Here is a 15648-nt window from a genome sequence, read left to right as displayed (position 1 = left end):
TGCGTACTTCATTAGGGATTGCCTGTAGGCCATGTCCTGTGTTATACTCTTACTCATGAGGAATATGGTCTCCTTTCGGAAAGTTTTGTGTGGTAGCTTAACTTTAACACATGAAGCCCTATTCCTCATACCCTTTTTATTCAATTGTCCAAGATGTATTGTAGTCCTACAAAATCGGGGGCGGATTTTTGCCGGAAATGGTTGCAAATGGCGGGGAAATGTGATAAAATTGCGTGGTTCCAATGGAATACGGAGATGTACCCAAGTGGTTGAAGGGTCCGGATTCGAAATCGTGTGGAGCGTTTGGCTTTCCGTCCTCGGAAATCCTTGATATTTGGTGCTTTTTAGACTATGCTGTGTCCAGCAGACTTGACTCTATCTACGCATTTTCTATGCTTTGTGCAGAGTAGTGAGTGCGAGTGGATTGCGGTTTTAAGGGTCACGAGAGGAACGCATCAATTTTCATTGGATTCCCTCTCCAAATGGCTCGAAATCCTCCGCGGCTTAGGCTTTTTCGTCCACCCGTTTCCCTTTGTTTTCAAGGGTTTTCGCGGGTTCTAAAAACTAAATATTTCGCTGTTCTAACACGCCGTTCTAACATTTTGGTTTTCCCTCTTTTTTGAGGTTCAAGATGTTCTGACCGTGTTTGACATACACGGAGAGGTATCGAAGTGGTCATAACGGGGCTGACTCGAAATCAGTTTGCGAGCAATCGCACATGGGTTCGAATCCCATCCTCTCCGCCAAAAAAGTCCAGTAAACTCAAGGGTTTGCTGGACTTTCCTTTTTCGTCCGACTCCTTGAATTTTCCGATTTTCGCGTTGGAACAGCGTTAGAATTGGCCGTTTTTGCGTTAGAACAGCGTGTTTTTTTAGTCAAAAAACGGGGTTCAAATCCGGTTCTGTTATTTTGCCCTGCTCGGTTACATTTTCCCAGCGGCTCCCGAAATCATCTGACCTCGGAAGAAGCATTCCCTGCTCCATGGCCTGCGCCGAGGATATTTTGGATCTGTAGTCGAGATGGGCATAAATATTAGCGGTCGTGCTGAAATCCGAGTGGCCGAGCCATTCCTGGATTTGCTTCAGCGGCACGCCGTTAGCCAGCAGCAAGCTGGCGCAGCTATGGCGAAGATCATGAAACCGCATCTTCGGCATCCCGTGTTTTGCTATGTACTTAGGAAAGTACTCCGTCAAATAGTTCGGGCGCATGCGCTCTCCCAGCTCGTTCACAAAGACATAACCGTCGTAATCGTAGTTATAGCAATTGCCGCAAACCTTCTTGTTTAGCTCCTGAGCCTCTTTTACCTTTTGAAAGTAGTCGCGGAAGCTCCCCACCAAGGGAAGCGTTCTCAGGCTCGATTTGGTCTTAGCAGAATCCTGCTCGATAATTTTCATGGTGCCGTCAATCGTTGCCTCAGTGACTGTTCGTTTGATGGTCAGCGTTCCGCGATTGAAATCGATCGCATCCCACTTTAGCCCGAGCACCTCGCCACGGCGTAGTCCATAAAACGCAGCAACTAAAACCGGAAGCTCCAGCCGCGTTCCCTTGACAATCTCGAACAACTTCTGCATTTGCTCCGCATCAAGGAATGTCGGCTGAAACGAGTTCTTCCTCGGCCTATCCACCTTCATTGCAACATTCTGCGGTACCATGTCGGTTTTCATCGCATACTTCAAGGCCTGATAAATCACCGCATGATAGTGGATAACGGAATTCGGCGTGACGGTTTTCAGCTTCTCCGTATAAAACTGTTGGATGTGCCGAGCCTCTAGTTCTTTCAAGGTTAGCTCCTTTTTGCGGAAATACGGGCCAATCGTGCTTTTGACCATTCCTTGATACGAGCCGAATGTTGCGGGCTTGATTCTCGCTCTGACAATCTCAAGCCATTGATCCAAATAGTCTGCAAAGAGCATATTCGAGCTTAGTTCTCCGGCAACCCGAGGAATCTCAAATTCGCTGCGAATACGAATAAGCTCCTGTTCTGCCCGGCGCTTATTACCTTTTTGGGGCAATCCTGTCGATACCCATTTTTGATGGCGCTTTCCTGCTGCGTCCTGATAGCTGAGAACGGCATAATAGTAGCCGTTCTTCAGCGCAAGAGTTCCTGATACCATTTTTATTACCTCCGGAATCATTGAATTGTATACAGGCATCTCCCACCGACATCTATATTTTATTCGGTCGGTGGGAGATACTCAAATATGCGATCATCAAATCAGAGTTCAAATCGCACTTTTTCCCTGATCCATGACATACTCAATGACATTGACCTTGGGTATCCGGAAAGCATTTCCGATTTTCAGGCCTCTGATATACCCATCATTGATCAAGTCATAGGCAAGATGGCGGCTGATACCAAGCATCGATTGGAGCTGAGTGATGTTCACAATGTCCGGATACTCCGGAAACATCATCAGGTACAGTTCTCTCAGCTCAGACTTTTTCATTGCCATTCGTCTGCCACCTCATCTTTCTTTTCCGCTTTGGAGTAGATGATGAAATCGTACCCGTTGCGATAATTACAGAAATCACAGCGTTCTTTTGCTTGTCCGTGATTCTCCCGCACGATCTTATAGATTCCTGTGTCGAGGAACTGACCAAGGCAAACCGGGCAAAGGTACAAATACATCGGTCTATTCAAAACGGAGTTCTTCTCGCTCAAATGGTTCATATTCTGCTGCTCCTTTGTTTTCGAAATAATCCCTTCACTTGGTAGGCAACGAAAACAGGCAAAAATTAACCCCCATACAGAAGTTTTTTGAGTTTTGCGATCTTTTTGCAGATCGCGGCGGGGGCAATGCCGCGAATTTCTGCAACCTCCCGCTGTGAATAGCCTTCAAATGCGATCAGCGTCAGCAGGTCTATATCTCTTTCGGGCAGAGAAATAATCTTCCGATATAATTCGTCATTCTCCATTTCATCAACCCACGCAAAGCGGGGGTCACTTTGGAAAGAATACTTGTCGCACACAGAAAGCGCGCTGGAGAACTTTTTTAATAGGGCAGACATAGATTCACCCTGTTCGATTCCGTCGTCACAGGAGCTTTCTGAGAGGGGCTGTGTGCGCTGGAACTCCGTCCTGTTTTTCCTGAACACATTCAGGTCGAACGCATAGATATCCTGAATATCCTCTTCGCTCATGCCGGCAGCTTTATATTCGCTGTAGAGCTTCTTCCACTCCTCGGTGAACTTTCTCTTTTCGAGTCCATAATTAAATCCCATTTGTCGTAATCTCCTTTGAATTTTTGAATTTGGGTGAAAGTCAAAAATTCAGAGATCACGGGTATTCAGCGATATAGCAGAGCCACTGGTCGCACATAAAAAGTCCTTTCCGCCTGCTGCGGTCCAAAGGACACAACTACGCTGGCGAAAAGGACTCCCGATGCTGCCTGCCTGAAAAAGGGCGCAGAAATCTAAGGGTACCCATACTGCTTTTTCAAATAGATTTGAAACCAGCGTATTTGTATCCTTGGCCCTTGTACTTCAGGCTGCGAATATGTATTTGTGATGTCGGTGAAAAACAAAAAAAGGCCACCGACAAGGCAGACCTATAGATAGAACTATAGTGTCTTACCTTGCCGGTGGCCTCTCACGTATGTCTGGAATAACTACCGGTTCATGTTCGGGCTGCTGCCCACGATCAAGTGACCTGGAAGCAGATTTAGCGCGGCCCTGTTTCAGCCCGACCGTTCCGTCGTGATGTCGTTGATTCAGTTGTTATAGGAACTCGCTTCGATGTTCTTCAAACAAATCAAGGGGGAGAAATCTATCACCCCGCCAGATAAGGGCTCATACCGTGCTCGTGCAGCCATGCCTTTGCCTTGCTAATAGCCTCTGGCGCATCCTTGATGCTGCAGATGGCCTTGTACACGGATGCCCAGAAAACAACTTTGATTTTTCTTGTTTTTTAGCCCCACTACCTGCGTCTTACAGTTTGGGCAATACCAAGAGTAAATCGTCCAATCCTCCAGCATCGCCATTCTCCTTCTATCTTTTCTTGCTCAACGGAACGAGGAGATTGCAATCTGCCATCTGATATACCGGAACGCGCTTGGTTTTAGCGTACGCCAATATCTGAACGGCGTTATGGCAGTGTTCACATTCCATCCGTCGGCCTCATCTAAATCGAGACTTCTGTTGACTGTGCCGCAAATCGGGCATTTAACATCTTTTGCATTCAAAACAACACATCTCCCATCGACATTAGATTATTGTTTAGAGTGATTTGATCACGTGCCGAGCAACGCCTTGTACCTGAAAGCTCCGCACCTTTATGGTTTTGCCCGGGTATCGAGCCTCGTTTTCATATTCGAGGATGTAATACCCACTGTCCTTATCGTAGCCGGCATATCGCTTCAGCGTATTCTGGTTGTCCTCGTCCAGCGCAACGACTACATCCCCTTCGAGAGCAGGGCAATTGCGTTCGATAACAAGCAGATCGTCCTCGTCGATTCCGGCATCCACCATGGAATCGCCTTTGGCGCGGAGAATGTAGAAATCTCCCTTGCCAAACATAGAGACCGGGAGGCTGACATACTCCTCAATCGACTCTTCCTCATCCTCCGGATTGCCGCAGCGAATAGAACCTACTAACGGGGCGGATACATAGGCCGTTTTCATTTTGGCGCTCTGGGGAGCAGACAAGATACCTCTGCCGTAATCGATCAGGTTACGGTCACTTAGCTCCTGAAGGTAGCGATGCGTAGTGGATCTGGCAACGCCAACGCCTTCAGCAACATCGTTGATCGTAGGAGAGCTGTGGTGCTCCTGATAATACTTGTTTACGAACTTCAATATCCTGTCCAGAGTTTCTTGATTCTTTGTTCTCATATCAGCACCTCTGTTTCTATGTGGGATTTCAAGTCCCATAATGTTATTATACTCAGGCAAAAAAGAAATGCAATAGGTTTGTAGAAAAGCAAAACGAGGTGGCGATTCTGTTCGTCACCTCGTATAATTGCATTATGTTATCCGTCCATACCAGTCCAGATTCTGGGCATTCTTCGTCTGGCCTGCCCTTGGATGATCCATATGAAAGAAAAAGGCGATACCGGTAGGCACCGCCTTCGCTTTATGCTGAAATTTTTGCGTACCGCTCCGACTCTATGACCTCCATCATGACAGAGTAAGGGGAAAGATCTCCGCTTGTCACCATGGAAAACAGACGAGGCGTACATCCGGAAACCAGGGCAACGCCTTGCTCGTTCTTTGTCACGGGCTGATTGCTGTTTCGGCTCGCAACATTCCAGAAGACAATCTGAGGTAATCTGTACCCATGCTCCGCAAATCTGCGCTTTGCACTGGCAAAATTAGACACAGATGCATTTCGAACGCAGGCGTTGAACTCCATATCCGAAATCAGATACAAAGTCTCGGGCAGCTCTTCTTGCGGGACATTGTTGCGCACTGCCGCATCCAAGATCAGATCAAAGACCGCTTCCACATTTGTATCGGCAACCTCGTTAAAGGTGCACAGATACTCCAGCCTCTCGGCAAAGGTCTTGCCCTTGATCTCAATAAGCTGCGGCCGGGAAGAAAACTCGATAAAATGGTTATGGAAGATACCGGTATTACGCTCTCCGAAATACAGTCCCAAGGACAGCGCAACAGCCGCCGGCAGCGCGTTGTCATAGCAGTACATGGATCCGGATGTATCCACTACTGCCAGCGCATTTCTGTTGTCACAGAAGTCGGGAAGTGACGCCCAGGACGCATTGAGTGCAGCCTTCTCTCCGACGGTCAAGTCAGCATGAAAGCCCCACCGGTTTGCATTCAGCGCAGATCTGACGATCTCATAAGGAGCAAGGTTATCTGCATGCAGCTGCTTTTCACCACTGCTTACAGCCTCCAGGAACGCGTTATAGCGCTCACCATCATTACGCAGGAATGCTTTCCGGTATTTGAACATGGCCTTGGACGGCTGCTTCGCATAGTCGAAAGAGTAGTCCTTCTCGCGGAGATGATTCTCTATGATGCGGATTTTCTTTCTCAGCTCTACAAGGGTCTTGCGATACTCCGCATCGGACATTCCAAGATAGCGGGCGATGCGCTTTGCTTTGCGGACCGTCTCTGCGTTGGACGCATTTACAGACGGAAGCCATTTCGCCAGCAGGGACACCTCTGCGTCAGACGCAAGGTCGGCCTCCAGCTGCTTGCGAATGGTACGCAAAGCATCCTTTTCGCAGGCCGTGCCGATGAGAGATACCAGATCGTCGTAGCGTCCGAACTCAGGGATCAGCTCAATATTCTTGTGCAAGGACTCCGCTCTGTTCTCGGCAAGCCAATTGATGATAACGCGGAACATCCGGCGCTCACCAAGGCCACCGCGAACATCGCGTCCGAAGAACAGGACCTTCATGGCAATATCCGCGTCCTCCGCATATGCGCGGACAAAGCGCCTGATGATTTCCTGATCGTCGGCTGCACGGAGCGCGCCGATCACTGCGAACAGATCCAGACAGTCAGACATTGTGCTTGTGTTGGTAACTGCGCCGTTTTCTGTGTAGGCAATATTCGCCTCACTCTTCAAATGATTCAACATTTCAATTCCTCCAATCAGACGGCGCAGAAGCATTTTATCACTCAGACGCCTTAAAATTGTAAATAGGTTTTAGTATTTCGATCACATCGACAGACTCTCGGATGACATCGATAATGTCCTTCAGCGACTTGTATGCCATGGGTGCTTCATCGATGGTGGCCTCATTGACCGATGTCGTGTAGATACCTTCCATCGTCTTCCTATACGCCTCTAAATCCAGCGTTTCTCTTGCCTTTGTACGAGACATAAGGCGTCCGGCGCCATGCGGGGCAGAATAATTCCATTCCGGATTTCCTTTTCCGCGAGCCAACACGCTGCCATCCCGCATATTGATCGGGATCAAGACAAGCTCTCCGTCATGGGCTGCAATAGAACCCTTGCGAAGGATCATTTCCTTCGTATCAATATAATTGTGGATGGTGTGGAAATAAGAAATCGCAGTCATTCCGGTCTTTTCTAAAATGATCTCCGCCATTCTTTCACGGCTGCGCCTTGCAAATTGCTGGCAGATTTCTACATCGTGGAGGTAGTCCTCTAAGTAGGTGCCGTACAGATAGCAAAGGTCTGCGGGGATCGTCGGCTCTTTTGCTGCCCATTCCTTCTCCATTGCCTTCAATGCGGTCTGAATCTCAGCTCTGCGGCCCTGCTCCTTATAGGTACGGATCAGCTCATCCCGACGCTCGAAGTAATCTGCCTTACCGGCATTTAAGTCGATGGCTAAAGACTGATAGAGCTCCGCAACCTGCTTGCCAAGGTTACGGCTGCCAGAATGGATCACCAAATACTTTGTGCCGTCCGAAGCTGCATCAATCTCAATAAAATGGTTCCCTCCGCCCAGCGTCCCCAGGCTTCTCTCCAAGCGCTTTGCCTGCTTCAGGTTTCTATAGCAGCGAAGTCCGGTCAGGTCAAAACGCTCCATGCGCCCTTCCCAAACATCTCTTCCGCTGGGAATATAATGAGCGGTAGCATCGACCTTTTCAAAATCAACATCCACCTTACCCAGCTCAGCAGTATACATGCCGCAGCCGATATCGACTCCAACGATATTAGGAACCGCTTTATCGATGATCGTCATTGTGGTGCCGATCGTGCAGCCCTTTCCGGCATGTACATCGGGCATGATCCGTATTTGAGATCCTGCTGTGAAATCATGGTCACACATTCTGCGGATCTGTTCGATCGCTTCGCCCTCTACAACCGTTGCATAACAGATCGCCGTATTTACCTTTCCTTTGATTTCAATCATCGTGCCGCTCCTTTCGTTTTAATTAACAAGGCATCACCGGGAATTGAACCCGTAAAATCGAAGTCGGTGTCCTGCCTTCGACAGGTTCCGGCTGTCAGATCGTACCACTTCATTGCTGTAGATGCCTTTATACAAGACGCGCTCTTTTTTTAATACATGCGAGGGATTTCACCTCACCAATGTTTGGCCGGCAGCAATCTCCGGTTATCCAGTTAATGTTTCAGTAACATAAGATATGTAATCGCTGTTCGCGTCTTTCACAAAAACAAGGCACCATTTGAAGCGGGATTCGGACCCGCGAACGATGATTATGAGTCATCTGCTATAACCACTTAGCTATTCGTCATTGCTGTTGGTGCCTTTTCAAGATGCAGTTTTTCGGCAAGCCATCGCTCCAGCTCAAAGAGAGGTGCGTTATCATCGTCTTTTGGTTGCTGTATGCATCTTTTACAAACAAGGTACATCCTTTAACGGATAATATCCGCCAGCGACAAGGATTTTCAGTCCTTTTCTAATAAGAAAAACAATTGCTGTAAGTACCTTTGATAAGAAGCAGTATTTTGTCATCTGCATCTTACACGCATATTATACGGTTCAAACGCAGGCATTTCACGGAAAAAAAGCTGCGAACTCACTTGAGTTCACAGCTTTTTTGAGAAATGAGTCGTTCTTTTATTAAATTCACGAAGCACTCCGGCTCCAGAACCTTGATATACGGGCCGAAAGACAGCACACGGATCACGATCTCGGTCTCATCGTTTTCGTAATACTTCAGCCGCAGGATATATCTGCCATCGTCTGTTCGCTCTGCTTGCTTTTCAAAATGCGCAAAGTGCAGCATGGCTCTCTCCAGCGCATTGCGCTCATCGGTGATCAGCAAGGTCAGATTCTTCCGACGCTCTGCTTTAGGCTTCTCGCGCCACGGGCCATTCCCGTTATAAAAGTCGCAGCTTAAAACTCTTCCAAGATTGAATTGCCTAAATTTACACCCAGCAGCCAATATACGGATCTTGTCGTCCTTTAACGAATACTCAAATCCTTTGGGATAAAAGCGAACCCGCACCTTCCTGCCGTGACGGTTCACCATAGTCATTTGAACAGGCCGATCACTCCGTATAGCGGAAAGCATCAGCCTGAAATGCTTTATGTAGGCCTCGTCTTCAAAAGGATCTCCGTCACTGTATTGGTCGTAGATTTTATAGTCATCCCTTGTGAAGAGCGGTTCCACATCGTTAAGCTCGGGAAATGCAACATCGAACAGCTTAACACGGGGATCTTCTGCTATTGCCTTCAGCCACCGCTTTTCCAGATTGGTCAGGGGCATGGTGGGCTTATGTAACAGAACCGGCGAAAGATCCTCGTGAAGCAGCGGCCATTTCCCGGATTTCAGCGCAGGAAGTATGGTCAGGACGCTCTCAGAAAATGCTTCTTCCATAACGCAGCGCTGCAAATCCTTCTCGGTTGCTTCGGGGTTAAACGCTGCTTCCATGATTTTTGCGACCGTATTGTAATAGGCGGAGTATAACTCACTGAAAATCATTGTGCAGCACCTCCGTCAAGCCCATACATATGGCACATTTCCAGAATGTCTGCCTTGAATTTGTTTTCAGCCGTTCGATTTGAGAAGCTCATTCTCGTAATGCGGGAGATAAATGTGCGTATCCACGGCAGCATTTCTGTTGTGTCAAAAACCTCTGCAACATACCGGTAGTGGTTGTCGTCGATTTTCTCTACACACCCACAGCGTTTTTCTCTCTCCAGCCGGCGGACAATAAACTGCTCATCGTCTTCAATCTTTATTTCAAACTCCACATGCTCGGTATGTTTGATATTCCATTTGCAGTTCACACCCCACATGTGAGCTTCAGCCTTGCTGAGTGCGCCGCGCAACGCATCGAACTTTTCGCAAATCTCATCTTCAATCCTGATGTTGGACATATAGTCCAAGCGATAGGAATTCAAGCGATTGGCTTTTTCGTGAAAGGCTAAAAGGTTTTGCCGTCCGTTTTGGGCGCTTATGTAGAGCTTGAGTGGGACTAACCGAACCGTTCTGACTTCGTTTGAATGTTTGCCCAAATTGTCAACGGTGATGTAGCGATGGCCGTGAATAGCCTCAAACAGTGTGTCCATTACATCACTATCCATTGCCTGCGTTATGTAGTGATGCTTAAAGGAAAACAGCTCAGGGTGCTTCGGCTGCCTGTCCTGCAGGAATGAGCCGATAACGCCGCACGGGGCCACCTCGCTGAAGAAGTCGATCACATCATGCAAGGCAGTGATGTCCGTATCCGGAACTCTGCTATACAGGACCTTCCGCCCATCCTTCTCCATCCGAATGATACCCTCTTCGGCATACTCCTTGAGTTTCTTTCTCAAGGTAGACTCATCAAAGGCCATACTGGATGACAGCCGCTGATCGATCTCCTCAATCAGCTCTGTAAGCGTCATTTTTGTTTCAGGATCATAGAGAATATCAAAAATCGCAAAATGCAGTGTGATATCTCCATCCGTAAAGCTCTTGGCCTTCCACGCCTTATAGAATGGGTTCTTACGGGTCACGCGGCTATCTACCGACAGGAAAACGTTCTTTCCTTCCGACGTCTGCGTGAACCGCATGTAGTCTCCCAACCAGCTCTCCAGCCTGCGGCGTTCATCATCTTAGGAGCGTGCACTCTTGGCATCATATTCTGTTCTGCTCTTAAAGCCATACACATAAAACTCACGCATATAAGCTCTGACTTTTTCAAAGTTTTTAATGAGCTCGTTATAAGCCATGCAGACACACCCCTTTCATGATAATGGATTTTATATTGTTTTTGCTTACAGTTCACGGAAAAAAGATTGCGAAATCTTGTTATTCCGTGCACTCCTCCATGAGAGCTTCCAATAGTACATATTCAGGGTCGTCTGATAAAAAATAGGCGATAGAGGCGGTGTAATATTCTCTTTTCATGTCGTCTCCTTATTATCAGCACTGAAGTCAATGGCTTTCAGTTCTGCAATCAGTTTTCCAAGGGTCTCGTTAAGTACATTCTTTTTCAACTCGCATTCCCAGACAGTGATTACCTTCCAGCCCAGAGTTTCTAATTCTTTGCGGCTTTGATTGTCCCGTTCAACATTTCTAAGAATTTTTGGCCTCCAGTAATCTTGATTGGATGAGGGCCAAACAAACCGAGGACAATCATGCTTATGCCAGAAACAGCCGTTCACAAAGATTACAGCTTTATATTTGGGGAGAACTATATCAGGACATCCCGGCAGCTTCTTCACATTCTTACGATAACGGAATCCTTCTGCAAAAAGATACTTTCGTACAATTTCTTCAGGCTTCGAATTCGTACTGCGGATGTGAGACATGTTTATACTTCGGACTTCCTTACTATGGTTATCCGCCATTCTGTTCACCTTCCGGCAAATTGTCTTTCAAAACTTTGGCTAACTTCTTGGCAATCGACTTAGCCATAATCGGCGGAACCGCATTGCCCACCTGCTGATACTGTTTGTCCTTTGAGCCGCAGAACACAAAACTATCTGGGAAAGTTTGCAGACGCGCTGCTTCTCTAACACTGATAGCTCGATCCCGTGTCGGATGTATCCACATAGATTTGCGGACATTTACCACTGTCCCGCAGGGTTCGTCGTAGTTTAATCTAAGATAAATCGTATTCTGTGTTCGGGATGCGTCCGTATATGTATTGGTTTTCAGCGAATCATCTAAAGCGTGGAAATTTTCTCCCTGTTTGAGTGCCTTAAAACGCTGCATCGCTGTATCGGTTGTTTTTGTAACCATATGGTTTTTTAGTATTTTAGAATCTCGGAGTGAGGAAGCCAATTCACCCAGGTTCTCTTTTGGTTGCAGTGCAATCCCTTCTTTGTCGTCTTCAAGCTCAACGACCGGCTCGACATCTTCCAAATCGGTGATGGCGTCTCGCACGGTTCGATATTCGTCAGCATCAAAACGGCCTTTAGGAAGGGCTATTTTAGAAGAAATACTGCGTTTAATGCCTATCACAACGAAACGCATTCGTTTCTGAGGTGCGCCATAATCTGCAGCGCAAAGGACATCTTTATCCAAAACGTAGCCATTTTCAGGTGCCTGCAATACGCGCTCCAGATAATCGTAAACAGCAAAAGAGCGAATCACGGCTGCGATTCCATCTTCGACAGAGTAGGCATCCACAACTATGTGATTTTCGTGTATCTCCTGTGCCTTGCTGAGCATACGCTGGATCAGAATCGCTGGTTCAATCCTGCTTTTGAGCGCAGACGCATCCAACTCACCAGAATAGTATTCTGAGATCTCTTGAAATGCTTCCGCAGAGACACTGGCGATATGATTACTATCATGCAATTTCGCATAGTCAGCAGCCGCAGCACAAAGCTTCTTTTTGTGCTTTTCAAGTGCAGATTTCATTTTTTCAAGATTCTTCGCGGCCTTATAGATAACGTTCAGCTCAAAGTAATGCTGTTCCGGCCAAAGATACTGCTGAATCTTCTGCTGATCTTTAACAATCTCCAGTGCGCCGTCAAATACATACGCCTGATCCAGCAAGTGAAGATATGTGGATTTAACAGGAATCTTGTATTTTGCGACAGTTTCAATATCACTCTCTTCCATATAAAATCGGTGAACATCAGATTTCAGCATGCTGACATTTTCCATAACGAATGCTTTTGGTTTGAGTTCGAGAATAGCCCTGATATACTGTTTTACCAGCATATTATTCTGACTGATAGCATGGTTCTTTTGGCGATTCGCATTAGAAAAGCCTTGACAGGGCGGGCCGCCGATGACCACGTCTATATCCCCATATTTTTCCTTAATCTCGTCATAATTTGCAGCGCAGACATCTCCCTGTACTTCAACGCCGGGATGATTCAGGCGATATGTTTCCTGCATATAAGGGCTGTTCTCAAACGCTACCTTGATATCATATTTTCTCGTCTGCATAAAGCCGAGGCTCAGGCCTCCTGCTCCTGCAAACAAGTCCACAACTTTGTACACAACACATTCCTCTTTCTCTTGTTAAAGGTTAAAACCCTCGGATAATGCTCGATCAAGGAGCGCAAGGAGTCGTTGGCTCTGGTATCCACTCGGCATTTTGTTGGGGATTTGGCATGCATATTTCAACGCCATATTTTCATCGGGCGATGCCATGCGTTTCTGGATCGCAAACGCAGATAGCTTTTTCCATTGATCTGCAGAATATTGAAGTACTTTAACCTGCGCCTCCGTTTCGGAAAGCATTTTTTGGTCTTTCCTCGCTTCTTTTTCTGCTGCCCTCACTTCAGCTTTTCCAATCAATACACTAGAAAATTCTGCTGGCAGAATTAGATTAATTTCTTGAACGCTGTTCCAGCATCCCTCGCGCTTGCACCACTGCGTGACATTGATTGTAGGTCTATTTGGATCAGTTATCCTATAGAAGACCTGCTCAGCTATCTGTTCCAAAGCTTTTGTAACGCTTTCTGGAACGCTTTGGCGCTGCCAAATACTCTGCAAATCCAACTCCATATTTTTGAACTGCTTCCGAATTAACTGATGAAGCAGTGCCAATGAATAAGTAACGATGTTCGCTCGGTAGCCCTGTTCATACCACTCTTGCCTCGGTATCAACGCTTCGAGATGCTTAAATAAGATAACCAGCGCCACGCTTTCTGTAAAGTATCGCTCATTAAACTGCGAATCGTTGGTCGTCCAAGCTTCATCAATCAACTCAGCAAACTTCATAAAGTTTGTCTGAGCACCCTTGCTGACGATGTGGGGCATTTCACTCCACGTGTTGCGTACTTTAGCCAAATCCGTTTTAGTGATGACTTTGCTCTTGGGATTCTGCAGCAGGAATTGTCGCTTCTTGGCCGGTGTAAGACGCATTTGTGCCTGAAGAAATTGACCCTTGGCACGCTCATAAAACCATTTTGTTTCATACTGCGCACCAGATTCTGCAGGAGCAAAAATTCTCCGGGAATGCTGCTCCATGCGTATGTGGAATGGGTGAGTAGAGAAGAAATCTGCATCTGTAACTTTGTTTTGGCTATTTGAGGACCGAGATATATTTCGTACCAACTCCGTTGAACGGTCCATGTCGCTTTCATCAATCTCAGTCAGCTTCATCTGTACGTAGATGCCTTCCAAATCAGCTTTATCCTTATGACGGGTATTGGAAAGGGATGCTGTCGTCTGGCCGCCGTTAATGATCTGGAAGTCTCTTGCACCAACAATGTGTGTTCCACTTGCTGTGCGCTCAAGTTGGACATCCATTGCGGTTGCAGATACGCCATTGTTATACGCAAAGAACATTGAGGGGCATTTCAAAATGGTTTCCCTGATTTTTTTATTTACGGCGACCTTAGTAGAAAGGAATGACCGGACATTGCCTTCCAATAATTGACTGCCATACTTAATTCTGCACGTCGGACTTTACTTGAACAAGCCATTCATTTACAGCTTCTGCAATTCGGTTCTGCACATCTGTAAAACGGCTAACATGAATCATCATGGAGCGGTGCTCGGTATAATCGCCGCGCAGATCACGAATTGCATTAAACAGCAGAAAGTATGCGATTGCTTCATACATGCTGGGCGGCAGCGCATCCACTTCCAATGTCTTTTTGTGTGCGAAAGGGAAAAATAGATCCATTTCTTCGCGCCGCAACGGAATCAATACATCCGTATTTTGCCGCGCTGCCTGCCGTGCAGCCTCCTCTCGCGGCGTTCTGCTTGGCGCGGGTATAGGCCGGTGCGGAACCGTCCGTCGTAAGTGCCACATTGGGATGATGAAGGATGTCATACTTGAGATCCCGGATGGGGCGCTCCCCGCGTATAAAAAGAAGTGCGTACTGGTTGTCCAGCATAGGTTTCACTTTTCCAGTCGCGCCCGGCAAGCAACGCCAAGGTTGCGAAGCTCAGCAGGTCAATGGCGGATTCAAACACATGAATGTGTTCCGCATTCGGCTTTCCCTCCAAGAAAAAAGAGAAGTGCTTGTCGCTGCCGGTCAGCTCGCCCTTGTAGCTGCTGACGGTACTGCGCAGAGCGCCATATCTCGCTTTGCCGTCCTTGTCGTACCCTACGAACATCGCATTGTGGTAATCTGCAGACTCAAAGAGCAACTTGTTATCCAGGCAATAACGGATAATAACCGGGTGAATTCCTCGGCCTTGCAGGTATTTCTCCACGCGGTCCGTTGTTTCGGACAGCTCCGGCATCAGCAAATTCGTATGCTTTCGTTCCTTCTGGCGATAGAAAACGGGAGGCTTTTCTGCCTCCCGTCCGAGAATAATTTCTGCTGCCTGCGTGAAAGGGATGCCCTTCACCTTGATGAGATAGTCCAGCGCTGATCTGCCGCCAATGCCCTGTGAGAACCAGCACCACTTGCCATTGCTGATTCGCAGGGAGTCGTGCTCTCTGGTGCAATAGGTGTTTCCGGACACATGGACAAGCTCCTGCGGTTCATAATTACGGAGGTAAGTCAAAAGATCCATTTCCTTGGCCTTGGCAACATCCTCCGCAGCAATATAGCTCATAGGGCATCACCTCGCTTCACGCCGGTCTCTCAGGAAATCGGCCCGGATGACCGCATTGGCTCGGCACTCGATGGTGTCACGGATGTTGTCCATGTGGTCGGTCTCCCGCTTTTCAAAGTCCTTGAACACATCCGCAAGGGGACTGGGCGATTTCAGGAGCGCCTTGCACTGCTTATCGGATAGGTCGTATTCCTCCAGTGCCAGCACGATGTCCTCCCGTACCGTGTACTCGTAGCAATGGTTCAGGATCTCATCGGGCGGCTGGGAAAGCAGCCACTCCCGATACTTCTCCTGTTCTGCGAACACCTTCCTATATAAAGCGGTGTTCAGTTCTTC

The 15648-nt window shown here is 47.5% G+C and carries 13 protein-coding genes, 1 tRNA gene and 2 pseudogenes; 1 reads left to right on the top strand and 15 read right to left on the bottom strand.

Annotated elements, in window-relative coordinates:
* The first annotated feature begins 657 nt into the window (after nucleotides 1-657).
* A tRNA-Ser gene (locus LKD37_RS14325) sits at nucleotides 658-746 on the top strand.
* A gap of 129 nt (nucleotides 747-875) precedes the next feature.
* Here the strand turns inward: LKD37_RS14325 and LKD37_RS14320 are convergent.
* The 15 genes and pseudogenes from LKD37_RS14320 to LKD37_RS14245 form a co-directional block, all read right to left on the bottom strand.
* Nucleotides 876-2114 carry a site-specific integrase gene (locus LKD37_RS14320; protein ID WP_302929813.1) on the bottom strand — a complete coding sequence of 413 codons (1239 nt, stop codon included), beginning with the start codon at nucleotides 2112-2114 and terminating at the stop codon, nucleotides 876-878.
* 108 nt (nucleotides 2115-2222) lie between these two features.
* Complete coding sequence (locus tag LKD37_RS14315) at nucleotides 2223-2453, bottom strand: helix-turn-helix domain-containing protein (RefSeq protein ID WP_015559102.1); 231 nt, start codon at nucleotides 2451-2453, stop codon at nucleotides 2223-2225.
* Entirely contained in the window at nucleotides 2444-2671 is a 228-nt protein-coding gene (locus tag LKD37_RS14310) for a hypothetical protein (RefSeq protein ID WP_302929812.1), read from the bottom strand. Before LKD37_RS14310 ends, LKD37_RS14315 begins: the two co-directional genes overlap by 10 nt.
* A 65-nt stretch (nucleotides 2672-2736) precedes the next feature.
* On the bottom strand, nucleotides 2737-3222 hold the full coding sequence (locus tag LKD37_RS14305; protein ID WP_302929811.1) for a sigma factor-like helix-turn-helix DNA-binding protein: 486 nt from the start codon (nucleotides 3220-3222) through the stop codon (nucleotides 2737-2739).
* Nucleotides 3223-4215: 993 nt separating this feature from the next.
* Nucleotides 4216-4830 (bottom strand): LexA family protein, encoded by a 615-nt coding sequence (locus LKD37_RS14300; protein ID WP_302929810.1) that lies wholly within the window; start codon nucleotides 4828-4830, stop codon nucleotides 4216-4218.
* 241 nt (nucleotides 4831-5071) lie between these two features.
* Nucleotides 5072-6541, bottom strand: a complete 1470-nt coding sequence (locus tag LKD37_RS14295; protein WP_302929809.1) for a DUF2828 family protein — start codon at nucleotides 6539-6541, stop codon at nucleotides 5072-5074.
* Between the two features lie 37 nt (nucleotides 6542-6578).
* Nucleotides 6579-7787: an RtcB family protein gene (locus tag LKD37_RS14290; RefSeq protein WP_302929808.1), complete on the bottom strand. Its 1209-nt coding sequence runs from the start codon at nucleotides 7785-7787 to the stop codon at nucleotides 6579-6581.
* A gap of 631 nt (nucleotides 7788-8418) precedes the next feature.
* Nucleotides 8419-9327: a WYL domain-containing protein gene (locus LKD37_RS14285; RefSeq protein WP_302929807.1), complete on the bottom strand. Its 909-nt coding sequence runs from the start codon at nucleotides 9325-9327 to the stop codon at nucleotides 8419-8421.
* Nucleotides 9324-10403: a WYL domain-containing protein gene (locus LKD37_RS14280; protein ID WP_302929806.1), complete on the bottom strand. Its 1080-nt coding sequence runs from the start codon at nucleotides 10401-10403 to the stop codon at nucleotides 9324-9326. Before LKD37_RS14280 ends, LKD37_RS14285 begins: the two co-directional genes overlap by 4 nt.
* A 333-nt stretch (nucleotides 10404-10736) precedes the next feature.
* Nucleotides 10737-11183 (bottom strand): very short patch repair endonuclease, encoded by a 447-nt coding sequence (locus LKD37_RS14275; protein WP_249318416.1) that lies wholly within the window; start codon nucleotides 11181-11183, stop codon nucleotides 10737-10739.
* Nucleotides 11173-12792 carry a DNA cytosine methyltransferase gene (locus LKD37_RS17770; RefSeq protein WP_302929805.1) on the bottom strand — a complete coding sequence of 540 codons (1620 nt, stop codon included), beginning with the start codon at nucleotides 12790-12792 and terminating at the stop codon, nucleotides 11173-11175. Before LKD37_RS17770 ends, LKD37_RS14275 begins: the two co-directional genes overlap by 11 nt.
* Before the next feature lie 21 nt (nucleotides 12793-12813).
* On the bottom strand, nucleotides 12814-14172 hold the full coding sequence (locus tag LKD37_RS14265; RefSeq protein ID WP_302929804.1) for an AIPR family protein: 1359 nt from the start codon (nucleotides 14170-14172) through the stop codon (nucleotides 12814-12816).
* A 16-nt stretch (nucleotides 14173-14188) separates the two neighbouring features.
* Complete coding sequence (locus tag LKD37_RS14260; RefSeq protein WP_302929803.1) at nucleotides 14189-14365, bottom strand: Z1 domain-containing protein; 177 nt, start codon at nucleotides 14363-14365, stop codon at nucleotides 14189-14191.
* 398 nt (nucleotides 14366-14763) lie between these two features.
* Nucleotides 14764-14994 (bottom strand): annotated as a pseudogene (locus LKD37_RS14250) (DUF3991 domain-containing protein); the annotation flags it as partial.
* Nucleotides 14995-15351: 357 nt separating this feature from the next.
* Nucleotides 15352-15648 (bottom strand): annotated as a pseudogene (locus LKD37_RS14245) (DUF3848 domain-containing protein); the annotation flags it as partial.

The organism is Brotocaccenecus cirricatena, assembly GCF_020687045.1.
Classification (GTDB): domain Bacteria; phylum Bacillota; class Clostridia; order Oscillospirales; family Oscillospiraceae; genus Vescimonas; species Vescimonas cirricatena.
The sequence above is the reverse complement of the archived record's forward strand: the minus strand, read 5'-3'. Positions and strand labels throughout refer to the sequence as shown.

Excerpts from the sequence above, each read along its gene's own strand:
- LKD37_RS14320 (WP_302929813.1), bottom strand. The coding sequence starts at position 2,114 with ATGGTATCAGGAACTCTTGCGCTGAAGAACGGCTACTATTATGCCGTT.
- LKD37_RS14315 (WP_015559102.1), bottom strand. The coding sequence starts at position 2,453 with ATGGCAATGAAAAAGTCTGAGCTGAGAGAACTGTACCTGATGATGTTT.
- LKD37_RS14310 (WP_302929812.1), bottom strand. The coding sequence starts at position 2,671 with ATGAACCATTTGAGCGAGAAGAACTCCGTTTTGAATAGACCGATGTAT.
- LKD37_RS14305 (WP_302929811.1), bottom strand. The coding sequence starts at position 3,222 with ATGGGATTTAATTATGGACTCGAAAAGAGAAAGTTCACCGAGGAGTGG.
- LKD37_RS14300 (WP_302929810.1), bottom strand. The coding sequence starts at position 4,830 with ATGAGAACAAAGAATCAAGAAACTCTGGACAGGATATTGAAGTTCGTA.
- LKD37_RS14295 (WP_302929809.1), bottom strand. The coding sequence starts at position 6,541 with ATGTTGAATCATTTGAAGAGTGAGGCGAATATTGCCTACACAGAAAAC.
- LKD37_RS14290 (WP_302929808.1), bottom strand. The coding sequence starts at position 7,787 with ATGATTGAAATCAAAGGAAAGGTAAATACGGCGATCTGTTATGCAACG.
- LKD37_RS14285 (WP_302929807.1), bottom strand. The coding sequence starts at position 9,327 with ATGATTTTCAGTGAGTTATACTCCGCCTATTACAATACGGTCGCAAAA.
- LKD37_RS14280 (WP_302929806.1), bottom strand. The coding sequence starts at position 10,403 with ATGCGGTTCACGCAGACGTCGGAAGGAAAGAACGTTTTCCTGTCGGTA.
- LKD37_RS14275 (WP_249318416.1), bottom strand. The coding sequence starts at position 11,183 with ATGGCGGATAACCATAGTAAGGAAGTCCGAAGTATAAACATGTCTCAC.
- LKD37_RS14260 (WP_302929803.1), bottom strand. The coding sequence starts at position 14,365 with ATGTATGAAGCAATCGCATACTTTCTGCTGTTTAATGCAATTCGTGAT.